Origin of the sequence: Variovorax stachyos (assembly GCF_051400855.1) — a bacterium.
Classification (GTDB): Bacteria; Pseudomonadota; Gammaproteobacteria; order Burkholderiales; family Burkholderiaceae_C; genus Variovorax.
In genome coordinates this window covers 32,168-53,691 of record NZ_JBLFFN010000005.1, presented here as the reverse complement: position 1 = coordinate 53,691, position 21,524 = coordinate 32,168, and the positions used below count along the sequence as shown (strand labels likewise).

Sequence of the window (21,524 nt, the reverse complement as noted above, 5' to 3'; positions counted from 1 at the left end):
CCATGACCCCGAGCCGACAGCGCGGCGCCGCGCTGATCGTCGGCCTCATCATGCTGGTGCTTATCACCCTGACGGTGGTCGTCGCGTTCAACGTCAGCATCTCCAACCTCAAGTCCGTCGGCAACATGCAGACGCGCAACGAGGCCGTCGCGGCGGCCAACCGAGCCATCGAGGAGGTCGCCGCCTCGCTGTTGCCGCCCAACGCGGACGGCACCCCGTCGATGGTGGCGCCGGTGGCGACTGCCAGCCTGGTGGACATCAACAACGACGGCAAGACCGACTACACGGTGCAGGTCGCACCACCGACCTGCGCGCGGGTGACCAAGGCCTCGGGCGGAGGAGGCGGCGGCACGAGGACGGGCCCAGGCGGAATCACCGGCGGTGGCTCCACCAGCGGCTCTGGGCTGACCACGGTGCCGGATCAATACAACGCCGTCTGGGACATCAGCACCACCGTGACGGACGACGCGACCGGCGCCTCGATCGCGGTCCGGCAAGGCGTGCGCGTGCTCATGAGCCAGGCGCAGTTCGAAGCCTTCTGCCCCTGAGGCGTTCTTTCTTGCGATCAGACGATGAACAGGTTCGACAAATGAAAAAGAACTTTCTCAAACCACTGTGGGCCGCTGCCTTGCTGGTGCTGCAGCTGGCGACACCGGCGCGGGCGGAGGACATCGACCTGTTCACTGGCTACACCCCAGTCGTCACGGATCTTCCCAACGTGATCTTCGTTCTGGACAACACGGCCAACTGGAGCCAGCCCTTCGAGGCTGAAATGACTGCTCTGGCGACCGCCTTCGAAAGCCTCAAGCCTGACAGATTCCGCGTGGGCCTGATGATGTTCAGCGAGACAGGCAATGGCAACTCGAACGTCGACGGAGCTTACGTGCGCGCCGCTGTCCGCACGCTGGACAATGGCACCAAGGTCAAGTACGGCGCACTTTTTCGCGCGGACAGTCCCGGCAGGCTCGACAAGCTCGGCGACAAGTCCAATGGCGGCAAGGTCGGCAAGACCATGGTGGAGATCCACCGCTATCTCACCGGCGGCGCGCCGATGGCCGGCAACAACAAGCTGAAGACGGACTACACCGGAAACATCACGGGCACAGCGGCGTCCAAGGCCATCTACGCATTGCCGGGCAACGCCTTGAGCGCGTTTGACGGCACGGCGTACAACAGCCCGAACACGGCCCACTGCACCGGCACCTACGTCATCTACATCAGCAACGGCGCTCCTCAGGACAACACCAGCGACACCAAGACGGCTGCCGATGCGTTGCAGGCGGTCGGCGGCTCGACCACAACGATCCCCTTAACTCCGAGCGGCTCGCAGGACAACATGGCCGACGAGTGGGCCAAGTTCCTGAACACCAGCCTCGGCGTGAAGGTTTACACCATCGAGGCTGCCGCAGCGAGCGGTGGCCAGGGCCCCGGCTGGACCGCCCTGCTCAAAAGCATGGCCGGCCAGAGCAAGGGCGAGTACTACGATCTGCGCGCTAAGCCCGACCTGGGCGCGGCATTGGGTGACGCGCTCAACGACATCTTCAGCAAGATCCAGTCCGTCAACAGCGTGTTCTCCTCGGTGAGCCTGCCCGTGAGCGTCAACACGCAAGGCACCTACCTGAACCAGGTGTTCGTCGGGATGTTCCGTCCGGACCAGGATGCCTTGCCGCGCTGGAACGGCAACCTCAAGCAGTACAAGCTGGGCCTGGATGGCAACAAGCAGCTGATCCTGCAGGATGCTGACGACGCCAATGCCATCAACGCCGAGACGGGCTTCATCGCTCCCTGCGCGCGCAGCTTTTGGACACCTGCGCGCAGCGACACCGACAAGTACTGGAGTTTCCGTCCGGCGGGCGACTGCATCGGCAAGGAGGTCGCAGACAGCCCCGACGGGAACATCGTGGAAAAGGGTGCCCAGGGCTATCTGCTGCGACACATGACGGTCCCCGCTCGGAACGTCAAGACCTGCGCGCCCGGTGCCTGCACGAGCTTGATCGACTTCAGCGCCGGCAACGTGAAGCGCGCGGATGTCGGCGTATCGACCGACGCCGACCGCGACACCCTGGTCAATTGGGTCCGCGGCGAGGACAACAAGGGCGACGAGAGGCTCGACAGCAGCGGCAACCCCTTGAAGGATGCCAAGGGCAATCCGCTGACCTACCCCGACATGCGCCCATCGGTGCACGGCGATGTGGTTCATTCACGCCCGGTGGCCATCAACTACGGCACCGATTCGGCGCCGCAGGTGGTGGTGTTCTATGGCGGCAACGATGGTGCGCTGCGCGCCGTCAACGGCAATCGCAGCACGACGAGCGCACTGTTGGGCTCGGCCCCTGCCGGCAGCGAACTGTGGTCGTTCATCCCGCCGGAGTTCTACGGCAGCCTGAAACGGCTGCGCGACAACACCGTCCGCATCAACTATCCCCAGACCACCGCCACGACCACCGGCGCCGCCGCACCCAAGCCCTATGGCATGGATGGTCCGGTTTCCGCCTACCGGCAAGGCAGCGATACGTGGTTGTTCGCAAGCATGCGCCGCGGCGGTCGCGCGCTCTATGCCTTCGACGTGTCGAACCCGACTGCACCGACGCTCAAGTGGCGCAAGGGCTGCCCCAACCAGGACAACGACACCGGATGCGACATCGGCTTCGAAGGTATCGGCCAGACCTGGTCAGCACCGAAGGTCGTGAAGGCTTCCGGCTACAGCAGCGGACCGCTGCTGATCTTCGGCGGCGGCTACGACAAATGCGAGGACGTGGACACGAACGTCTCCACGAAAGCGTGCAGTTCGAGCACCAAGGGCAACAAGGTCTACGTGCTCGATGCCAGTTCGGGAATCGTGCTCAGTACATTCACCACCGCCCGCGCGGTCTCCGGCGAGGTCACGATCGTGAACGACGCCGCCGGACTGGCCAAGTACGCCTATGCGGCGGACCTGGGCGGGAATGTCTACCGCATCAAGATCGAGGACCGTGCCCCCGGCACCTGGGAGATGACGACGCTCGCCTCGCTGGGCTGCGACGATGCCGTCAGTTGCACCCCCAATCGCAAGTTCATGTTCGGCCCCGACGTCGTCGAGGACAACGGCCTGTACGTGCTGCTCCTGGGCTCCGGCGATCGCGAAAAGCCGCTGCGGTACTACGAATATGCCTTGTCCGTTGCCAACCGCTTCTACATGCTGGTGGACAAGCCCGCCGACACAAGCTGGCTGGACGCAGAAGCTTCACGCTGCGGCTCCGTCAAGGTGCTGTGCCACCAGTCTCTGGTTGCCATCACGGGCACATCGACCCCGACCGGCACCGACCTGGCGGCCAAGAAGGGCTGGTACCTGGCGCTGGCGGCGGGCGAGCAGGTCGTGACCTCGTCCGTCACGGCCTATGGCACCACCACGTTCAGCACCCACATACCGAGCAACCCCTTGAATCAGAGCCAGACCTGCCGCGCCGATCTCGGTACCGCCAGCGTCTACAACGTGTCCTATCTCGACGCCTCGCCCGCACAGGGAGGGACGCGTTCCGACGTCGTCGTCGGTGGCGGCCTAGCCCCTTCCCCTTTCGTGGGGCGGGTCAGGGACGACAACAACGGCGTGCGGGACGTGGTCATCGGAGGCAGCCGGGACTCCGTCCTGAGCCCCAAGGAGACTTTCGGCAAAGCCGCCTTCCGCCAGCCGAAGGGCCGGGTCTACTGGTTCATCCAGAAGTGAGCGCTGCAAACGTCCGTCGCTCGCTCGCGGTCAGGCTCGGACGCCGATCGGCCGGCCGCCGGCGCGGCTTCACCCTCATCGAGCTGATGGTCACGATCACGGTGCTGGCGATCCTGCTCGCGGTGGCCGTGCCCTCCTTCGACGGAATCCGGCTTTCCAACCGCCTGACTTCCTATGCCACCGATCTGGTGGCCGGCAGTCAGCTGGCACGCACGGAGGCGATCAAGCGCAACGCCCAGGTCACGATGTGCGTGTCCGCCAACGGCACCAGCTGCAGCACGTCGGGCGGCTGGGAGACCGGCTGGATCGTGCTCAGCGGCACGACGGTCATCCACCAGCAGCCGGCCGCGGCCGCGGGCTACAAGCTCACGGAAGGCGGCGGCACCACCTCGCTGAGCTTCGAGTCCACCGGCGTCGGCGCCAGCCAGGCCACCTTCACCATCTGCCGCGCGAGCCCCAGCGTGGGCGGGCAGGAACGCGTCGTCAAGATCAGCGCCACCGGGCGGGCTTCGATCACGCGAACGGCTCTCGGCACCTGCGCCTGAAGCCGGACTAAGCATTTTTTTATGCGATCCTCGCCGACTTGCAAAAACTGGCCGGCCGAGTTCCCTTCGGCGCCACAACAACAACGGAGCATGGGCATGGGACGGGCCTCGCACTGACATGGAAAACCAGCTCGCCTGGACACTCGCAGCCTGCGCGCGCGTCATGCGTCCGGTGGTCCGGCTCGCATTGGCCATGGGAGTCAAGCATCCCCATCTGGAGGAAATGCTGCGCGACCTGCTGCTGAGCGAGGCGCGCCGCTCCTGGCAGGCCCAGGGTGTCAAGAACCCCAACATCAGCCAACTCTCGGTATCGACCGGGCTCAACCGCAAGGCCGTCACGGCCAAGGTCCGGGAGCTGGGCGAAGTCCTGCCCCATACCGAAATGTCGGCGGCCGCCAAGACCTTCACCCTGTGGCTGCAGATGCTGGCCGAGCATCCGGAACACCGGCGCCTGCCCGTCGTGGCCGAGGCCGGCGTGCCTTCCTTCGAAACGGTGGCCAGGCAAGCGAGCCGCGGCAACATGCACCACCGCGCCATCCTCGACGAGCTGGTCCGCCTGAACATGGTGGCCGAGCACGGGGGTCACGTCGAAATCACGGCCGAAGCCTTCGTGCCCGCGAAGGATCTGCAGTCCATGCTGGCCTTTTTCGGCGACAACGCCCGCGATCACCTGCTGGCCGCCGTCTCCAACACGCTGGGCGAACGGGCGCCCATGCTCGAGCGCGCGGTCTATGCCAACGGCGTGACCCTGCAGGACTGCCAAGGCATCGAGCAATTGGTCCGGCAACGCTGGAGCAGCTTGCATCACGAGCTGACGCACGAGATGACACGGGCCGTCGCCTCCGTCGCCGGAAACGCATCGGGCCGGATCCGCGTCGGCATCTACACCTACTACGAGGCCGAATCCACCGAGCCGGCCGAGCCGGGATCCGGCGTGCCCCAGATCGGGCAAAAGGGAAAAGAATGAAGAACAGCCTCGTGCGAAGCTGCCTGATCGCAGCGTCGATGACCCTGCTGCTCTCGTGCGGGGGCGGCAGCGACGGCGGCAGCTTCGCTCCGGCCGGCGCAAGCGGCGCCCCGTCCGGTACCGCGTTCCGCGGCCTCTCCAGCAATGCGTCGGGCGACGGCACGCCGGGGTCTGCAGGCGGGTCGACATCCGCAGGTGGAACAAGCTCCGCCGACGGAACGAGCACATCGGATGGAACAGGCTCGGTAGATGGATCGGGCGCATCGGACGGCTCGTCGACGGCCGCTGCCGGCGGCGACGACTCGGGCGTCGGATCGGGTGGCACCGGCGTGAGCACCGCGGATGCCGTCGGTATCGGCGGGGTCGATGGCCTGGGCAGCATCATCGTCAACGGGCTGCGCTACGGCACCGACAACGCCATCTTCAGCGTCGCGGACGCCCCCGCCCTGCAGATCGGAATGACGGCCAAGGTCACCGGTCCCTTCAATGCCGAGTTCACCAGCGGTGTCGCGAAGCAGGTGGTGTCCGCCGCGGAGCTGCGCGGGCCGGTCGACGACGTCGATCTTGCCCGCGGGAGCTTCACCCTCATGGGTACCACCGTGACCACGGACGGAGCGACGGTGTGGGCCAACGCAACCGGCCTGGCCGGATTGCTGCCGGGCGCAGCGGTTCAGGTCTGGGGCCTGCCCGCCGCACCCGGCGCCCTTCGCGCCACGCGGGTCGAGCAGCATCCGGCGAGCTCGGCGCCGATCGCCACCGGCACGGTAAAGAACCTGAACATTGGCTCGCGCGTCTTCACGCTGGGCGGCTTGAGCGTCGACTACGGCACGGCCTCCTTCGCGGGCGGCATCAACGCCAGCACCCTGGCGAACGGGGCCATCGTGCGCGTGCGTGCCGCCACCCAGGCGACGCCGGGCGTGCTGTCCGCCACGGTGGTGGAGGCGTGGCACACGGTCCCGCAGGCGAGCAGCACGCCGGTTCAGCTGGCGGGCATCATTACCGACTACACGGCGCTCTCCTCGTTCCGGCTGCTGGGCACGAAGGCCGATGCCGCCTCGGCGCAGATCACCGGCGGCCTTGCCAGTGCCATCGGCAACGGCGTGAAGGTGGAAGTCGGCGGCACCATGAGCGGCGGCATCCTCGTCGCGACGAAGCTCAGGATCAGGCATGTTCCCGGGACCAGTGGGCCGGCATCGTTCAAGCTCATCGGCCCGGTGGCGGGCTACAGCTCCCCGGCGAGCTTCCGGGTGCGCGGCCAGCCGGTGGACGCGAGCGGCCCGGGCGTCGTCTTCACCAACGGCACGGCGGCCAACCTCGCCATCGGCAGGATGGTGACGGTCTCGGGCTCGCAGATCGTCAACGGCGTGCTGGTTGCCCAGCAGGTCAATTTCGATTGAAATGAGGCACCGGCGAGCGCGCGCCTGAGAGAGGTTCAGCGCTCGCCGCGCACCACCAGGCTCACGCCCGCCGCCGTCATTGCGATACCCACCAGCGTGGCCACCGTGATCGGCTCGGCAAAGAGAAGCCAGGCCATCAGCGCTGTGCAGGGCGGCACGAGGTACAGCAGGCTGGTGACGGCCGTCGCGGTCCCGCGCTGGATCAGCATGTAGAGCAGCGAACTGCCGCCCAGCGACAACGCCAGCACGGACCAGGCCATCGCGCCACCCGAATACAGGTTCCACTGGATGCTGTCGGCCTCCAGGGCCGCAAAGGGCAGCGTGACCAGCAGCGCCGCGCCGAGCTGGATCGCACCCGCGACGCGCACGTCGCAGGGCGCGACGAAGCGCTTCTGATACAGGGTTCCCGCCGTGATGGAGATGAGCGCCATCAGCGCCAGCCCCATGGTCAGCACGCTCACTTCCCCGCCCTGCTCCAGCTTGCGCAGCACCACCAGCACGAGGCCGGCGAAGCCCAGCGCGAGGCCGGCCCATTGGCGACGCGAGACCGCGCCGCCGTGCATCGACATCCAGATGGCCGTGAGCACGGGCTGGATGCCGACGAGCAAGGCGATCAGCCCCGAGCCCATGCCGGCCCGCACTGCCGCCCACACGCCGCCGAGGTAGCCCGCCTGCATCAGGATGCCGGTGACCGCCAGGTGCCCCCATTGCGCGCGCCCCAGCGGCCAGCGCGCGCGCGCCGCCCACACCCAGACCAGGAAGCAGAGGACCGACAGCGCATAGCGCACCGCCAGGAACTTGAGCGGCGGGGCATAGGGCATGCCGTAGCGCGCCACGATGAAGCCGGTGCTCCAGATCAGCACGAAGACCGCGGGCATGGCCCGCACCCATCCCGAAGAGGCCGACGCCCCAACCGCCGTCATTTGGCGCGGGCCCGGATCTCCGGAACGGCCTTCTGGAGGTAGTAGACCATCGACCAGACCGTGAGCACGGCCGAGATCCAGATCAGCCACTGGCCCCAGGTGCCGGTATCGATCACGCCGAACAGGACGCCGTCGAAAAGCAGGAAAGGGATCGCGACCATCTGCACGACGGTCTTGATCTTGCCGATCATGTGGACCGCCACGCTCTTGGCGGCACCGATCTGCGCCATCCATTCGCGCAAGGCTGAAATGGCGATCTCGCGGCCGATGATGATCAGGGCCACGAACACGTCGGCGCGGTTCAGGTGCACCAGCACCAGCAGCGAGGCGCACACCAGGAACTTGTCGGCGACCGGATCGAGGAAGGCGCCGAAGGCGGAGGTCTGGTTGAGCCGCCGTGCAAGAAAACCGTCGAGCCAGTCGGTGGCGGCGAACACGATGAACAGCACCGTGGCCACGATGTTGCGCATTGGCTCGCTCAGGGGCAGGTAGAACACCCCCACGATCAGCGGGATCGCGACGATGCGCGTCCACGTCATGATGGTGGGAAGCGTCCAGAACATGGCGAGGAGTATATGGCTCGCCTCCGGCCTGCCCGCTCCAGGGGCCTAGTGCAAGGCCCGGTAGATCTCCTCCGCCAGTTCGAAGGCGATGCCGTCGACCGAGGCGATGTCCTCCACGCTCGCCGCCGCCACGCCGCGGATGCCGCCGAAGCGCTGCAGCAGCCGCGCGCGGCGCTTGGGCCCGATGCCGGGGATGTCTTCGAGCTGGCTGCCGCCGACCCGCACCTTGGCGCGCTTCGCACGCATGCCGGTGATGGCGAAGCGATGCGCCTCATCGCGGATCTGCGCCACCAGCATCAGGGCCGCCGAGTCGCGGCCGAGGTACACCTTGTCGCGGCCATCGGCGAAGACCAGTTCCTCCAGGCCGACCTTGCGGCCCTCGCCCTTCTCCACCCCGACGATCAGCGACAGCGGCAGCCCCAGTTCGCTGAACACCTCGCGCGCCATAGACACCTGGCCCTTGCCGCCGTCGACCAGCACGAGGTCGGGCATGCGCGCGCCGCGCGTACCGGGTTGGGCATCGCTGCCGGCGCCGCCCGCATCGCCCGCCGGCGGCGCATCGGTCTCTGCGGCCATGGCCTCCGCCAGCTTGCCGTAGCGGCGATGGAGCACCTGCCGCATCGCCGCATAGTCGTCGCCTGGCGTAATGCCCTCGATGTTGTAGCGCCGGTACTCGCGGTTCTGCATCGCGTGATGCTCGAAGACCACGCAGGAAGCCTGCGTGGCCTCCCCCGCCGTGTGCGAGATGTCGAAGCACTCGACGCGGAAGTTGTCGAGCTCGTCCGGCGCGAGCTCGAGCGCCTCGACCAGCGCGCGCGTGCGCGCCTGCTGCGAGCCCTCTTCCGCCAGCAGGCGCGCGAGCTGCAGGCCGGCGTTGGTCTGCGCCATCTCCAGCCAGTGCCGGCGCTGCTCGCGCGGCTGGAACACGGCCGTCACCCGCGTGCCGGCCTGCTGCGAGATGGCCTCGATCAGCTCGCGGCTCACCAGTTCGCTCAGCACCAGCGTGGGCGGCACCGGCACGTCGATGTAGTGCTGGGCGATGAAGGCCTCGAGCACCTGGACCTCCACCGACCCCGCGAAGGCGCCCGGGGCCTCCTCGCCCTCGGCGTCCTGGGCGCCCTGCTCCATCTGCGCCGCGTCTTCGATGTGAACCGGGAAGTAGGCCCGGTCGCCCAGGTGCCGGCCACCCCGCACCATGGCGAGGTTGACGCAGGCCTTGCCGCCCTGCACCTTGACCGCGAGGATATCCACGTCCTTGTCGGAGGCGATTTCGATCGACTGCTGGTGCAGCACGCGCGACAGCGCCGACATCTGGTTGCGCAGCTCGGCCGCCTGCTCGAACTCCAGCTTCTCGGCATGCGCCGTCATGCGGGCCTCGAGCTGGGACAGCACCGCCTGCGTGTCGCCCAGCAGGAAGGCCTCGGCATTCGCCACGTCGTGAGCATAGGCCTCGGGCGTGATGTAGCCCACGCACGGTCCGGTGCAGCGCTTGATCTGGTAGAGCAGGCACGGCCGCGTGCGGTTGGCGTACACCGTGTCCTCGCAGGTGCGCAGCTTGAAGACCTTCTGGAGCAGCTGGATCGATTCCTTCACCGCCCAGGCGCTCGGATACGGACCGAAGTAGCGGTGCTTGCGATCGACGGATCCGCGGTAGTACGCCAGCCGCGGGAAGGCGTGCGACGCGATCTTCAGGTAGGGGTAGCTCTTGTCGTCCCGGAACAGGATGTTGTAGCGCGGCTTGAGCGTCTTGATCAGGTTGTTCTCGAGCAGCAGCGCCTCGGCCTCGGAGCGCACCACGGTGGTCTCCATGCGGGCGATCTTCGAGATCATGTGGCCGATGCGCGTGCCGGCGTGGTTCTTCTGGAAATAGTTGGCCACGCGCTTCTTGAGGTTGCGCGCCTTGCCCACGTACAGCACCGCGCCCGCCGCGTCGAAATAGCGGTAGACGCCCGGCAGTTGGGGGAGCGCCGCAACTTCGCTGAGCAATTGATCGGAATGCGTGTCTGACATCGGGCGCTATTGTGCTGGCGCGAGCGCGGCCGGTCGCCGGCAACGGGCTGTAGAGTATCCCGCGATGCGCTGGGACATTTTCTGCAAGGTCATCGACAACCATGGCGACGTCGGCGTGTGCTGGCGGCTGGCGTGCGGGCTCGCGACTGGGGGCGACACGGTCCGGCTGTGGATCGACGACCCCTCGGCACTGGCATGGATGGCGCCGCAGGGCCACGACGGGGTCCGCGTGGTCACCTGGAGCGAGGATGGGGCCGGGCAAGAAGCCCGCGCCGCGCAGCCGCCGGACGTGCTGATCGAGGCCTTCGGCTGCGACCCCGCGCCCGAACTCGTCGCGCGCTTCGCGGAACCCCTCCCGGCGGGCGCGCCGCGCCGCGTCTGGCTCAATCTCGAATACCTGTCCGCCGAACCCTACGTCGAGCGTCTGCACGGGCTGCCTTCGCCCGTGTTCAAGGGCCCGGGCACCGGCCTCACGAAGTACTTCTTCTATCCCGGCTTCACCCGCTCGACGGGCGGGCTGCTGCGCGAGGAGGACCTGCCGGCACGGCGCGCGCGCTTCGACCGCGCCGCCTGGCTCGCGCAGCAGAACATCGACTGGAACGGCGAACGCCTGGTCTGTCTGTTCTGCTACGAACCGCCGGCGCTCGGGGCCCTGCTCGCGCGCTTCGAGCAGGCGGGCGAGCCCACCCGCCTGCTGGTGACGGCCGGCCGCGCATCCCGGGCCCTGCCGCCCGGGCCGGCCAGGCGCGGCGCGCTGTCGATCCAGTGGCTGCCCCACCTGTCCCAGACCGATTTCGACCACCTGTTGTGGGCCTGCGACCTGAACTTCGTGCGGGGCGAGGATTCGCTGGTGCGCGCCCTCTGGGCCGGGGCGCCCTTCGTCTGGCAGATCTACCCCCAGGACGACGACGCCCACCACACCAAGCTCGACGCCTTCCTGGACTGGCTGGAGGCTCCACCCTTGCTGCGCCGCCTGCACCACCTCTGGAACGGCATGGCCGAGGGCGAGCTGCCGGACGTGGGCCCGGTGGCACTGCCGCCGTGGCGGGCAGCCGCGGTCGCCGCACGCGATCGGCTGCTCGAACAGGATGGCCTTCTGGCCCGTTTGCGGCAGTTCGTCGCCCAAAAAAGTTAGAATTGCGGGCTTTGCGGATTTCGGGCCGGGCCCCAGCCCAGGTGCCGCTGCATCCGCTGAACCCGCCGCGGTGAATGTGTCAGAGGATCCAGGCCCAGACACGCCGAGCGGCCAACATCCAGAAACCCTGACTATGAAAATCGCTCAAGAAATCCGCGCCGGCAACGTGATCATGCACGGCAAGGACCCGATGGTCGTGCTCAAGACCGAGTACAGCCGCGGCGGCCGCAATTCCGCCACCGTGCGCATGAAGCTCAAGAGCCTGATCGCCAACTTCAACACCGAAGTCGTGTTCAAGGCCGACGACAAGATGGAGCAGATCGTGCTCGACAAGAAGGAGTGCACCTACTCCTACTTCGCCGACCCGATGTACGTCTGCATGGACAGCGAATTCAACCAGTACGAGGTCGAGGCCGAGAACATGGGCGACGCGCTCAACTACCTCGAAGACGGCATGCCGGTCGAAGTGGTGTTCTACGACGGCAAGGCGATTTCGGTCGAACTGCCCACCAGCGTCGAGCGCGAGATCACCTGGACCGAGCCGGCCGTCAAGGGCGACACCTCGGGCAAGGTGCTGAAGCCTGCCAAGATCGCCACCGGCTTCGAGGTGCCGGTGCCGCTGTTCGTCTCCCAGGGCGACCGCATCGAGATCGACACCCGCACGGGCGAATACCGCAAGCGTGTCTGAGCGGCTGCGGTATCCGCGTCAAAGGCTCCTTCGGGAGCCTTTTTTGCGCACCGGACGCTGGACGGCGGAGCGCGCACAATCCTAGGCCGATTTCCGCACCAGACCATGCCCAACAACGCACACGACATCCACAACAAGCGCCTCGCAGACGCCTGGGCCACTCTCCAGGCGCATGCCGACAAGGGCCTTCCTCTCAACGCCGACCCCTCGCGACTCGCCTTTGCCGACCCCGAGTTCCTGTTGCGGCGCGAAACGCGCGGGCTGCGCATGCAGCTCGAGCTGATGAAACCCGACCTCGAGATGCGTGCCCATGGCATCGAGAACACCGTGGTGGTGTTCGGCAGCGCGCGCTTCCGCAGCGAGGAGGAATCCGGTGCCCTGATCGCCCAGGCCGATGCCGCCGGCGACGCGATCGCCGCCGCGCGCTGGCGCAGGCTGGCGCGCAGCTCGCACTACTACGAGAAGGCGCGCGCCCTCGGCAAGCTGATCGCCCAGTACAGCGACGACAAGGACCCGGAAGACAAGCTCTTCGTCTGCACCGGCGGCGGCCCCGGCATCATGCAGGCTGCCAACCGCGGCGCCTACGAGGGCGGCGGACTTTCGGTCGGCCTGGCCATCGCGCTGCCGATGGAGGAGGAAGCCAACCCCTACGTCACGCCGGCGCTGAGCTTCAAGTTCCACTACTTCGCAATCCGCAAGATGCATTTCATGATGCGGGCGAAGGCGCTGGTGGCCTTCCCGGGCGGCTTCGGCACCCTGGACGAGCTGTTCGAGGTGATCACGCTCGTGCAGACCCGCAAGGCCCGGCCGGTGCCGATCGTGCTCTTCGGCTCGGACTATTGGAAGCAACTGATCAACTTCGACTTCCTGGCCGAGGAAGGCGTGATCTCGCCCGACGACGTGAAGCTGATCGAGTACGTGGACACGCCGCAGGACGCGTGGGACGCGATCAAGCGCTTTTACAAGCTCTGACCCGGACGGACGCGCGCGGGCTCACCGCGCGCGGGCTCACTGTAGCAACGGCGCGTTCGACTGCGCTACGACGTCCAGAGCGGGCCCCGGACCGCGGCTCACGCCTTCAGCCCCCAGGCCGCCCGCGTTCCGAGCGCCACCACCCCACTCGCCAGCCAGAACACGCCGCCGATGCCGATCAGCGCGCCGATCGACCCGAAAAGCATCGGCATGGCGACGCTGGAAGCGTTGATGGCCATCAGCCGCAGTCCGAGCGCTTCGCCGTGCCGCTCGTGCGGCGTGATCTGGTGCAGCATGCTCATGACCATCGGCTGCACGGCGCCGAGCGCAAAACCCAGAACCACCGAGCAAACGCCCATCGTGAGGGCCGAGGACAGCAGCGGGTAGACCGAGAACACCAGCGCCGTGATCACGGACGACGTCGTGATGACGCTGCGCTCCGATGCGCGGGCGGCGATCAGCGGCAGCACGATGCGGATCAGTGCCGCGGCGATCGCGAAGGCGCCTAGGATGGACCCGATGACCGACGCCCCGAGCCCGCGCTCGTGGCCGAGGATGGGCAGCAGGAAGGCATGCACGTCCCAGCTGGAAGATTGCAGCCAGTTCACGAACAGCAGGCGCCGGAACATGCCTTGGCGCAAGAGGTCCCAGGCACGCGGCCGGGCTCCGCCGTTCGCCGGCGCGATGGGCGGCAGCTCCTGCGTGCGGCGCGCGAAGAACCAGCCGGCGAGTGGGAGCAGTGCCAGCACGGCGAACGCTATCCGAAAACCCGGCAGGTCGGCGGGACTGCGGCCCGCATGGTCGATCAGCAGGCCGGCGCAGAAAGGGCCGACGAAGTTGGCCACCGCCGGGGCAATCGCGAGCCAGCTGAACACCTGCTTGAGCTGCACCGGATTGCTCGCCGCGCGCCCGACATGGCGCTGCAGCGCGATGACGGCCGCGCCGGTGGCGCCGCCCGTCAGCAGTGCTGAAAGGCACAGCACCGGGAACGAGGGCAGGATGGCCGCCACCGCGGCCCCCGACGAGGCCGCGATCACCGACAGCATCAACGGGCGCTTGAGCCCGTGCCGGTCGGCAAAGCGGCCGGCCGGCAGCGCCAGGAACACCTGGGTGAGCGCGAACAGCGCAATGAGCACGCCCACGGCCGCCGCGCTGTAGCCTTGTTGCAGGGCCAGCAACGGCGCGCCGAGGCGCATGCCTGCCATCGCCGCATGCAGCAGGATCTGCGCCGCGATCAGGCGCAGCAGTTCACCGCTCACGTGGCCAGTTCGCCGTCGTCTGCGGCCGGCAGCAGAGCCTGTGACTGCGCCTCCGGGAGTGCCTCCACCTTGCGCAGGGCCAGGCGCATCTGCTTGGCCCGGGTGTCGGCCTTGTCGAGCGTATCGGAGGCCTTGGCCACCTGCTCCTTGATGCGCGCCACCCATTCGCCGTAGCGCTCGAATTCGGTCTTGACCGCGCCGAGCACCTTCCAGACCTCGGAGGCCTGCTGCTCCAGCGCGAGCGTGCGGAAGCCCATGTGCAGGCTGTTGAGCATCGCCAGCAGCGTGGTCGGCCCCGCCAGCGTCACGCGGTGCTGTCGCTGGATCGCGTCCATCAGCCCGGGGCGGCGCAGCACCTCGGCGTACAGGCTCTCGACTGGCAGGAACAGGATCGCGAAATCGGTGGTGTGGGGCGCCGCTAGGTAGTTTTCGGCGATCGATCGCGCCTCGGTGCGGATGCGCGCCTCCAGCGCGCGAGCCGCCAGCTCGGCAGCGCCGGCGTCGATGCGCTCATGGGCATCGAGCAGGCGCTCGTAGTCGTCGCGCGGGAACTTGGCGTCGATCGGCAGCCAGACCGGCGCGCCATCGCTGCCGCGGCCCGGAAAGCGGATGGCGAAATCCACCCGCTGGCCGCTGCGCGGCTTGGTCTCGACCTGCCGGGCGTACTGCTCGGGCGTGAGCACCTGCTCGAGCAGGGCCTCGAGCTGCACCTCGCCGAACACGCCGCGCGTCTTCACGTTGGTCAGCACGCGCTGCAGGCTGCCGACGCCGACCGCCAGCGTCTGCATCTCGCCCAGGCCCTTGTGCACCTGCTCCAGACGGTCGGCCACCTGCTTGAAGCTCTCGCCCAGGCGGGCCTCGAGCGTGCTCTGCAGCTTCTCGTCGACGGTCTTGCGCATCTCGTCGAGCTTGGCCGTGTTGCTCTGCTGGAGCTGCGCGAGCTGGGTCTCCATCGTCGCGCGCACCTCGGCCAGCCGTCGCGCATTCGATTCGGACAGGCCCTGCAGCTGGGTATTGAGCGTGTCGGCCAGCGTCTTCTGCAGCAGTGCGAGCTGCTGCGCGAAGGCGTCGATCTGGGCGTTCTGCGTGCGCGTGGCCTCCGCCCCCTGCTGCACCAGCGCCTGCTGGAAGGTGGCGAAGGCCTGGCTGGTCTCCTGCCGTGCGCCGCGCGAGGCCTCGCCGATCTCGTGCCGCAGCTCACGCTCGATGCGCTCGTTGGCCGCGCCGAGCGTGGCGACCAGGGTGCTGTGGTCGGGGGCCGGCGGCTTGCGCAGCAGCAGCCAGAGCAGCAGGACGATGTTGAACGCCGCGAGGCCGATCAGGATCCAGGATTCCGGCAAAGGCATGACGTGTCTACTTGCCTCCCAGTACCGCGGGGTTGAGGGGCGTGACCGGCTTGCCGTGGACCAGGAATCCGACCAGGTTGTCCGCCGCCAGCTCGGCCATCGCGCGCCGCGTCGGGATGGTGGCGCTCGCGATGTGGGGAGTGAGCACGACGTTGGGGACCTGGAGCAGCCCCGGGTGCACCTTGGGCTCGCCCTCGAACACGTCCAGCCCCGCCGCCGCGATGCGCCTGTCGCGCAGCGCCTGCGCCAGCGCCGCATCGTCCACGATGCCGCCGCGGGCGATGTTGACCAGCGTGGCCGTCGGCTTCATCAGGGCGAGCTCGGCGGCGCCGATGGTGTGATGGGAGGCCGGCGAATAAGGCACCACGAGCACGACGTGGTCGGCGGTCTTCAGCAGCTCTTCCTTGCTCGCGTAGCTGGCCTTGCACTCGGCCTCGAGCTGCGCATCGAGCCGCGAGCGGTTGTGGTAGATCACCTTCATGCCGAAGCCGTGCGCGCCCCGCCTGGCGATGCCCTGCCCGATGCGCCCCATGCCGATGATGCCCAGGGTGGCGCCGTGGATGTCAGAGCCGGCGAACATGTCGTAGCTCCACTTCTCCCACTTGCCGGCGCGCAGGAAATGCTCGCTCTCGGTGATGCGGCGCGCGGTGGCCATCAGGAGCGCGAACCCGAAGTCGGCCGTGGTCTCGGTCAGTACGTCGGGCGCGTTGGTGGCGAGCACGCCGCGAGCGGTCATCGCGTCGACATCGAAGTTGTTGTAGCCGACCGCCATGTTGGCGCAGATCTTCAGCTCGGGGCAGGCGGCCAGCACCTCGGCATCGATGCGCTCGCTGCCGGTGGTGAAGGCGCCCTGCTTGCCTTGCAGTTTCTGGATCAGCTCGGCCTTGCTCCAGCTCTGGTCGTCCTGGTTGGACTCGACCTCGAAATGCGCTTGCAGCCGGGCGATGGTCTCGGGAAAGATCGAACGGGCGACGAGGATCTTGGGTTTGCTCATGATCAACGGAAGAAGATGAAGGTGGAAAGGAGGAACAGCGGCACCAGGATGGCGCCCGACCACATCATGTAGCCGAAGAAGCTCGGCATGCGCACGCCGCGGCTTTCCGCGATGGCCTTGACCATCAGGTTGGGCGCATTGCCGATGTAGGTGTTCGCGCCCATGAACACGGCGCCGGCCGAAATCGCGGCCAAGGTCGACGCATAGGTGGTCATGAGTGCCTGCGCATCACCGCCCGCCGTGTTGAAGAACACGAGGTAGGTGGGTGCATTGTCGAGGAAGGAGCTCAGCACGCCGGTGGCCCAGAAGTACATCGCCGGATCGGGCTGCCCGTCCGCCCGCGTCACCGCGGCCACTACCGCGCCGAACGGGCCACCGAGGCCGGCCTTGAGCATCGCGATCACCGGGATGATGGTGAGGAAGATGCCCGCGAACAGCTTGGCCACCTCGAGCATCGGCGCCCAGACGAACTGGTTGTCGGCATGCACTCGGGGCTTGGTGAGCCGCAGCGAGATCAACGCGATCGCGACCAGCCCGACGTCCCGCACCAGCCCGGGCAGACCGACGACGGTGCCATGGATCTCGAAGGCGATGGACGACTGCCAGACGCCGCTCAGCAGCACGAGGCCAACAATGCCGCCCAACAGCCAGAAGTTGGCCGCGCCATCGAAGCCGAGTCGGCGCGTGTCGGGCGTCGGGTCGAAGGGCAGCACGCCCTCCTTGCGGTAGTACCAGCGGTCGAGCACGTAGAACAGCGCCAGCAGGATGCCGACGATGAACAGGGTCTCGGGCAGGATGTTGCGCGCCGTCCAGAAGAACTCCACCCCCTTCAGGAAGCCCAGGAACAGGGGCGGATCGCCCAGCGGCGTCAGCGAGCCGCCCACGTTCGAGACGATAAAGATGAAGAACACGACCACGTGCACCCGGTGCCGCCGGTTGTCGTTGGCGCGGATCAGGGGCCGGATCAGCAGCATGGAAGCGCCGGTGGTGCCCATCAGGCTCGCGAGCACTGCGCCGACAGCCAGGATCCCGGTGTTGAGACCGGGGGTGCCATGCAGGTTGCCGCGGATGTGGATGCCGCCAGCCACCACGAAAAGCGCCGTCAGCAGGATGATGAAGGGGACGTACTCGGCGAGCATCGCGTGCAAGAGCTGCGTGGCAGCCAGGCTCACCCCATGGATTGCCGCGAAAGGCAGCAGGAAGGCCAGCGCCCAGGCCGCCGCCACCTTGCCGTAGTGGTGGTGCCAGAACGAAGGCGTCAAGAGAGGCATCAAAGCGATGGACAGCAGGATGCCGGCGAAGGGCAGGCCCCACCACGCCGACAAAATGCCACCATCGAAATCGGCAGCGACGGCAGTGGCAGGCAGCAGGGTCGGCAGTGCGACGGTAACCAGCAGGCGGAGGAATCTGGTGTGCGCGTACGAAGCTGTCATGCGGGCGGCTGGGCAATCTCGAAGACCTGGCGCAGGTAGGCCAGGTAGCGCTCGTCGTCGCACATGTTCTTGGAGGGCGTGTCGGACAGCTTGGCCACGGGCTGGTCGTTGCACCGGACCATCTTGATCACGATCTGCAGCGGCTCGTACCCGAGGTCGTTGGTGAGATTGGTGCCGATGCCGAAGGCCAGTTGGCAGCGCCCGCGGAACTGCTGGTAGAGCTCGATCGTGCGCGGGAACGTGAGGCTGTCGCTGAAGATCAGGGTCTTGGTTCGCGGATCGACGCGGTTCGCGGAATAGTGGGCAAGCATGCGTTCGCCCCACTGGAAGGGGTCGCCGCTGTCGTGCCGGGCGCCGTCGAACAGCTTGCAGAAGTACAGGTCGAAGTCACGCAGGAAGGCGGTCATGCCGTAGACGTCGGACAGCGCAATCCCCAGGTCGCCGCGGTACTCGCGCGCCCACGACTCGAACCCGAAGACCTGGCTGTCGCGCAGGCGCGGACCCAGCGCCTGGCAGGCCTGGAGGTACTCGTGCGCCATGGTCCCCAGCGGGATCAGGCCGAGCTTCATGGCATAGAGCACGTTGCTGGTGCCTGCAAACTGCGGCGGTCTCTCGACGCTGCGCTGCGGCGGCGAGGTCACGGGGCCGAGCCGGGCGCTGAGGGTACGCAGGACTTCCTCGTGCCAATCCTTGGAAAATCGGCGGCGGGTGCCGTAGTCGGCGATCTTCAGGTCCTGCAGCCCCGGTCCCTGCAATTGCGTCAACTTGGTCTCGAGGCGCCGGCGGCCTTCGGCGATGTCCGGATTCGGCTGGGTGCTTCGGAAGTAGACCTCGTTGACGATCGCCAGCACCGGGATCTCGAACAGGATGGTGTGCAGCCAGGGCCCCTCGATGCGGATGTCGAGCTCCCCCGAAGGCAGCGGGGTGATCTTGATGTACTTCTCGTTGAGGCGGAACAGCCCCAGGAAATCGACGAAGTCGCTCTTGATGAAGCGCATTGATCGCAGATAGCTCAGCTCCGCATCCCGGAACTGCAGCGAACACAGGTGCCGGACCTCCTCGCGGATCTGCGACGCGAACTGCGCCAGGTCGATGCCGGCATTGCGGCACTTGAAGCGGTACTCCACGCGCGCGCCCGGAAAGTGGTGCAGCACCACCTGCATCATCGTGAACTTGTAGAGGTCGGTGTCGAGCAGGCTGTGGATGATCATGATGATGACGCGGCGCGCTGGTGTCCTGTTTCTGCGTGCGTCCGATTATCACGGGGCACGTCGGCATGTGCCTACGGGCCCTTCCCCGGGCGTCCTACTGCCGGGTCCGGACCTGCGAGCAAGAGTTCATTCACGCCAGCAAGACGCAGCACGCAAGCAGCGATCGGGCAGCGACAAACCCTCATCTGAAGGAGATAGGTTGATGAACAAAGACACCATCGAAGGCAACTGGAAGCAGCTAAAGGGCAAGGTCAAGGAACAGTGGGGCAAGCTGACCGATGATGATTTCGACGTCATCGCCGGGAAGCGCGACCAGCTGCTCGGACGCATCCAGGAACGCCACGGCATCAGCCGGGACGAAGCAGAGAGGCAAGTCAAGGAGTGGGAGACCCGCGACGGCCGCACGCCCGACGCGCTCTGGTTCGAGAAGTATTGATATCGAAAACACCAAGGAGTACATCATGAAGAAGCATCTGCTCATGCTCGCGATCGCCTCGTCGTGCCTTGTGGCCACGCAGGCCAGCGCGCTGACCCAGGACGAATACAAGGCCGCCAAGGAGAGGATCGAGGCGTCCTACAAGGCGGACAAGGCCAAATGCGAACCCATGAAGGACAACGCAAAGGATGTCTGCGAGAAGGAAGCCAAGGGCAAGGAGAACGTCGCCAAGGCTCAACTCGAGCAGCAGTACAAGCCCAGCGACGCCAACGCCCGCAAGGTCGAAGAAGAAAAGGTGAAGGCCACCTACGAAGTCGCGAAGGAAAAATGCGACGACCAGAAGGGTGACGCCAAGAGTGCTTGCGAGAAGCAGGCCAAGGCAGACGAGACCAAGGCCAAGGCCGATATCAGGGCCATGCACGCGAAGAAGTGACGGGGCGCCGGGCGCCACGTAGACAAGAACGGCGCCTGAGGGCGCCGTTTTTTCATGCCCGATCGATGGCGAGGAGTTCGTCGACTACTGCTTGCAGGGTCGGCGGCAGCTTCACGGGCCGCCGGGTCGCCCGGTCGACATAGACATGAATGAAGTGGCCCTGCGCCGACGCAGTATCGGCGCCCTCGGCGAACAGCGCGATCTCATAGCGCACGCTGGAGCTGCCGACATGGGCGACTCGAACGCCTGCCTCGACAGTCTGCGGAAAGGCCAGCGGCGCGAAGTAGTTGCAGCCGGTCTCGACCACGAAGCCGATGACGGCGCCGTCATGGATATCCAGCGCGCCGCGCTTGATCAGCAGTGCATTCACTGCCGTGTCGAACCAGCCGTAGTAAACGACGTTGTTGACATGCCCGTACATGTCGTTGTCGGCCCATCGCGTCGGGATACTTCGGAAGACGCGAAAGGCGCTGCGGGGAAAAGGGGTGGGTTTAGCGGTCATGCGAGTACCTTCGCCTTCTGCTACGGTGCTATTTCGCCTTCGGAACGGCCAGGCGGCTCATTGGTGTCCTCTGGCCGCGGCATTCTGCCATCGGCGCCAGTACTCGAATGCCACCCGGAACGTGCCGAGCTGCACCTGCACCGTTTCGGAGATATCGCTGGCATAGCCGCCGGCCATCGCGAACGCGAGCGGGATCCGGCGCTGCCAGGCGAAGTCGAAGACGCGCCTGTCGCGCGCCTCCAGGCCATCGAAGCTCAGCTTGAGGCGCCCCAGCCGGTCGCGCTCGAAAGGGTCGGCGCCCGCCAGGTAGATCAGCAGGCCGGGGGAAAAACGCCGGTCGAGCTCGTCGAGCGCATGCTCGAGGGCCACCAGGTAGTCGGCGTTGCCGCAGCCGTCGGGCAGTTCGACATCGAGGTCGCTCACCTCCTTCCGGAAAGGGAAATTCTTCTGTCCATGGATCGACAGCGTGAACACGCTCGGGTCCTCGCGAAAGATGCGCGCGGTCCCGTTGCCCTGATGCACGTCGAGATCGATCACCGCCACCTGCAATGCCGCGCGGCGGCGCCGGCCCTGCTCCGCCTGCATGAGGCGCGCCGCGACGGCGGCATCGTTGAAGACGCAGAAGCCCCCGCCGCGATCGGCGCCCGCATGGTGGGTGCCGCCTGCCATATTGCCCGACACGCCTTCTGCCAGGGCGGCGCGGCAGGCCGCGATGGTGGCGCCGGTGGAGCGGCGCGAGCGCTCCACCATGGCTTCGCTCCAGGGAAAGCCGATCTCCCGCATGGCCTGCGCATCGACGCTGCCGTCGCTGATCGCGCCGATCCATTGCGGCGTGTGGACCAACGCGAGTTCCCCATCGCTGGCACGTGGCGCCTCCAGCATCTCGACGTCGGGCAGTTGCCGCTCCATCTGCTCGCGCAGCAGCACGTAGCGCCCCATCGGAAAACGATGACCGGGCGGCAGCGGCAAGACGAAGTGGCCCGAATAAAAAGCACGCATGGGAACAT

Annotated in this window: 20 protein-coding genes; 10 read left to right on the top strand and 10 right to left on the bottom strand. The window is 67.0% G+C overall.

The window, feature by feature from the left end:
* Nucleotides 1-2: 2 nt before the first annotated feature.
* From ACMGEZ_RS10605 to ACMGEZ_RS10585, 5 genes are all read left to right on the top strand, one after another.
* Nucleotides 3-548, top strand: coding sequence for a pilus assembly PilX family protein (locus ACMGEZ_RS10605; protein ID WP_436822565.1), 546 nt, complete (start codon nucleotides 3-5; stop codon nucleotides 546-548).
* 41 nt (nucleotides 549-589) lie between these two features.
* Nucleotides 590-3,703 carry a pilus assembly protein gene (locus ACMGEZ_RS10600; RefSeq protein ID WP_436822239.1) on the top strand — a complete coding sequence of 1,038 codons (3,114 nt, stop codon included), beginning with the start codon at nucleotides 590-592 and terminating at the stop codon, nucleotides 3,701-3,703.
* Nucleotides 3,700-4,248, top strand: a complete 549-nt coding sequence (locus ACMGEZ_RS10595) for a GspH/FimT family pseudopilin (protein ID WP_436822238.1) — start codon at nucleotides 3,700-3,702, stop codon at nucleotides 4,246-4,248. The genes ACMGEZ_RS10600 and ACMGEZ_RS10595 overlap by 4 nt, the downstream gene beginning before the upstream one ends.
* A 118-nt stretch (nucleotides 4,249-4,366) precedes the next feature.
* Entirely contained in the window at nucleotides 4,367-5,215 is an 849-nt protein-coding gene (locus tag ACMGEZ_RS10590; protein ID WP_436822237.1) for a DUF6502 family protein, read from the top strand.
* On the top strand, nucleotides 5,212-6,612 hold the full coding sequence (locus tag ACMGEZ_RS10585) for a DUF5666 domain-containing protein (protein WP_436822236.1): 1,401 nt from the start codon (nucleotides 5,212-5,214) through the stop codon (nucleotides 6,610-6,612). The genes ACMGEZ_RS10590 and ACMGEZ_RS10585 overlap by 4 nt, the downstream gene beginning before the upstream one ends.
* Before the next feature lie 35 nt (nucleotides 6,613-6,647).
* Here ACMGEZ_RS10585 and ACMGEZ_RS10580 read toward each other — a convergent pair whose 3' ends face one another.
* Genes ACMGEZ_RS10580 through uvrC form a run of 3 tightly spaced genes read right to left on the bottom strand, consistent with a single transcriptional unit; the run spans nucleotide 6,648 to nucleotide 10,108 of the window.
* Nucleotides 6,648-7,490, bottom strand: coding sequence for a DMT family transporter (locus tag ACMGEZ_RS10580; protein ID WP_436822235.1), 843 nt, complete (start codon nucleotides 7,488-7,490; stop codon nucleotides 6,648-6,650).
* 41 nt (nucleotides 7,491-7,531) lie between these two features.
* Complete coding sequence (gene pgsA, locus ACMGEZ_RS10575; protein WP_162587855.1) at nucleotides 7,532-8,098, bottom strand: CDP-diacylglycerol--glycerol-3-phosphate 3-phosphatidyltransferase; 567 nt, start codon at nucleotides 8,096-8,098, stop codon at nucleotides 7,532-7,534.
* Nucleotides 8,099-8,143: 45 nt separating this feature from the next.
* Nucleotides 8,144-10,108, bottom strand: a complete 1,965-nt coding sequence (gene uvrC / locus ACMGEZ_RS10570) for an excinuclease ABC subunit UvrC (protein ID WP_436822234.1) — start codon at nucleotides 10,106-10,108, stop codon at nucleotides 8,144-8,146.
* Between the two features lie 64 nt (nucleotides 10,109-10,172).
* Between uvrC and earP the strand changes: the two genes are divergently transcribed.
* The 3 genes from earP to ACMGEZ_RS10555 all read left to right on the top strand — a co-directional run bounded on the left by earP (nucleotide 10,173) and on the right by ACMGEZ_RS10555 (nucleotide 12,903).
* Nucleotides 10,173-11,243 (top strand): elongation factor P maturation arginine rhamnosyltransferase EarP, encoded by a 1,071-nt coding sequence (gene earP, locus ACMGEZ_RS10565; RefSeq protein ID WP_436822233.1) that lies wholly within the window; start codon nucleotides 10,173-10,175, stop codon nucleotides 11,241-11,243.
* A 133-nt stretch (nucleotides 11,244-11,376) separates the two neighbouring features.
* Nucleotides 11,377-11,931 (top strand): elongation factor P, encoded by a 555-nt coding sequence (gene efp, locus ACMGEZ_RS10560; protein WP_068683006.1) that lies wholly within the window; start codon nucleotides 11,377-11,379, stop codon nucleotides 11,929-11,931.
* Between the two features lie 105 nt (nucleotides 11,932-12,036).
* On the top strand, nucleotides 12,037-12,903 hold the full coding sequence (locus ACMGEZ_RS10555; protein ID WP_436822232.1) for an LOG family protein: 867 nt from the start codon (nucleotides 12,037-12,039) through the stop codon (nucleotides 12,901-12,903).
* A 98-nt stretch (nucleotides 12,904-13,001) separates the two neighbouring features.
* On the opposite strand, the gene ACMGEZ_RS10550 is transcribed toward ACMGEZ_RS10555, so the two are convergent.
* From ACMGEZ_RS10550 to pncB, 5 genes are read right to left on the bottom strand one after another with little or no spacing between them, the layout of a single operon-like run.
* On the bottom strand, nucleotides 13,002-14,162 hold the full coding sequence (locus ACMGEZ_RS10550) for an MFS transporter (RefSeq protein WP_436822231.1): 1,161 nt from the start codon (nucleotides 14,160-14,162) through the stop codon (nucleotides 13,002-13,004).
* Nucleotides 14,159-15,508: a DNA recombination protein RmuC gene (locus ACMGEZ_RS10545; RefSeq protein ID WP_436822230.1), complete on the bottom strand. Its 1,350-nt coding sequence runs from the start codon at nucleotides 15,506-15,508 to the stop codon at nucleotides 14,159-14,161. The genes ACMGEZ_RS10550 and ACMGEZ_RS10545 overlap by 4 nt, the downstream gene beginning before the upstream one ends.
* Nucleotides 15,509-15,515: 7 nt before the next feature.
* Nucleotides 15,516-16,502 carry a 2-hydroxyacid dehydrogenase gene (locus ACMGEZ_RS10540; RefSeq protein WP_436822229.1) on the bottom strand — a complete coding sequence of 329 codons (987 nt, stop codon included), beginning with the start codon at nucleotides 16,500-16,502 and terminating at the stop codon, nucleotides 15,516-15,518.
* Between the two features lie 2 nt (nucleotides 16,503-16,504).
* Nucleotides 16,505-17,935, bottom strand: a complete 1,431-nt coding sequence (locus tag ACMGEZ_RS10535; protein ID WP_436822228.1) for a sodium:proton antiporter — start codon at nucleotides 17,933-17,935, stop codon at nucleotides 16,505-16,507.
* A complete protein-coding gene (pncB, locus tag ACMGEZ_RS10530) occupies nucleotides 17,932-19,146 on the bottom strand; it encodes a nicotinate phosphoribosyltransferase (RefSeq protein ID WP_436822227.1) in 1,215 nt (404 codons plus the stop codon). Before pncB ends, ACMGEZ_RS10535 begins: the two co-directional genes overlap by 4 nt.
* 202 nt (nucleotides 19,147-19,348) lie before the next feature.
* Here pncB and ACMGEZ_RS10525 point away from each other — a divergent pair, with 202 nt between their 5' ends.
* The gene (locus tag ACMGEZ_RS10525; RefSeq protein WP_436822226.1) at nucleotides 19,349-19,582 is read left to right on the top strand and encodes a CsbD family protein; all 234 of its coding nucleotides are present in this window, start codon (nucleotides 19,349-19,351) and stop codon (nucleotides 19,580-19,582) included.
* Nucleotides 19,583-19,607: 25 nt separating this feature from the next.
* Nucleotides 19,608-20,015: a hypothetical protein gene (locus ACMGEZ_RS10520; protein ID WP_436822225.1), complete on the top strand. Its 408-nt coding sequence runs from the start codon at nucleotides 19,608-19,610 to the stop codon at nucleotides 20,013-20,015.
* Between the two features lie 52 nt (nucleotides 20,016-20,067).
* Here the strand turns inward: ACMGEZ_RS10520 and ACMGEZ_RS10515 are convergent, their stop codons facing one another.
* Together ACMGEZ_RS10515 and ACMGEZ_RS10510 are read right to left on the bottom strand one after the other, a co-directional pair.
* Nucleotides 20,068-20,517, bottom strand: coding sequence for an acyl-CoA thioesterase (locus ACMGEZ_RS10515; protein ID WP_436822224.1), 450 nt, complete (start codon nucleotides 20,515-20,517; stop codon nucleotides 20,068-20,070).
* Between the two features lie 57 nt (nucleotides 20,518-20,574).
* The gene (locus tag ACMGEZ_RS10510) at nucleotides 20,575-21,516 is read right to left on the bottom strand and encodes a histone deacetylase family protein (RefSeq protein WP_436822223.1); all 942 of its coding nucleotides are present in this window, start codon (nucleotides 21,514-21,516) and stop codon (nucleotides 20,575-20,577) included.
* Nucleotides 21,517-21,524: the final 8 nt, after the last annotated feature.

Excerpts from the sequence above, each read along its gene's own strand:
- ACMGEZ_RS10540 (WP_436822229.1), bottom strand. The coding sequence starts at position 16,502 with ATGAGCAAACCCAAGATCCTCGTCGCCCGTTCGATCTTTCCCGAGACC.
- uvrC (WP_436822234.1), bottom strand. The coding sequence starts at position 10,108 with ATGTCAGACACGCATTCCGATCAATTGCTCAGCGAAGTTGCGGCGCTC.
- ACMGEZ_RS10520 (WP_436822225.1), top strand. The coding sequence starts at position 19,608 with ATGAAGAAGCATCTGCTCATGCTCGCGATCGCCTCGTCGTGCCTTGTG.
- pncB (WP_436822227.1), bottom strand. The coding sequence starts at position 19,146 with ATGATCATCCACAGCCTGCTCGACACCGACCTCTACAAGTTCACGATG.
- ACMGEZ_RS10535 (WP_436822228.1), bottom strand. The coding sequence starts at position 17,935 with ATGACAGCTTCGTACGCGCACACCAGATTCCTCCGCCTGCTGGTTACC.
- ACMGEZ_RS10600 (WP_436822239.1), top strand. The coding sequence starts at position 590 with ATGAAAAAGAACTTTCTCAAACCACTGTGGGCCGCTGCCTTGCTGGTG.
- pgsA (WP_162587855.1), bottom strand. The coding sequence starts at position 8,098 with ATGTTCTGGACGCTTCCCACCATCATGACGTGGACGCGCATCGTCGCG.
- ACMGEZ_RS10545 (WP_436822230.1), bottom strand. The coding sequence starts at position 15,508 with ATGCCTTTGCCGGAATCCTGGATCCTGATCGGCCTCGCGGCGTTCAAC.
- ACMGEZ_RS10510 (WP_436822223.1), bottom strand. The coding sequence starts at position 21,516 with ATGCGTGCTTTTTATTCGGGCCACTTCGTCTTGCCGCTGCCGCCCGGT.
- earP (WP_436822233.1), top strand. The coding sequence starts at position 10,173 with ATGCGCTGGGACATTTTCTGCAAGGTCATCGACAACCATGGCGACGTC.
- ACMGEZ_RS10590 (WP_436822237.1), top strand. The coding sequence starts at position 4,367 with ATGGAAAACCAGCTCGCCTGGACACTCGCAGCCTGCGCGCGCGTCATG.
- ACMGEZ_RS10605 (WP_436822565.1), top strand. The coding sequence starts at position 3 with ATGACCCCGAGCCGACAGCGCGGCGCCGCGCTGATCGTCGGCCTCATC.
- ACMGEZ_RS10555 (WP_436822232.1), top strand. The coding sequence starts at position 12,037 with ATGCCCAACAACGCACACGACATCCACAACAAGCGCCTCGCAGACGCC.
- ACMGEZ_RS10515 (WP_436822224.1), bottom strand. The coding sequence starts at position 20,517 with ATGACCGCTAAACCCACCCCTTTTCCCCGCAGCGCCTTTCGCGTCTTC.
- ACMGEZ_RS10525 (WP_436822226.1), top strand. The coding sequence starts at position 19,349 with ATGAACAAAGACACCATCGAAGGCAACTGGAAGCAGCTAAAGGGCAAG.
- ACMGEZ_RS10580 (WP_436822235.1), bottom strand. The coding sequence starts at position 7,490 with ATGCCCGCGGTCTTCGTGCTGATCTGGAGCACCGGCTTCATCGTGGCG.
- efp (WP_068683006.1), top strand. The coding sequence starts at position 11,377 with ATGAAAATCGCTCAAGAAATCCGCGCCGGCAACGTGATCATGCACGGC.
- ACMGEZ_RS10585 (WP_436822236.1), top strand. The coding sequence starts at position 5,212 with ATGAAGAACAGCCTCGTGCGAAGCTGCCTGATCGCAGCGTCGATGACC.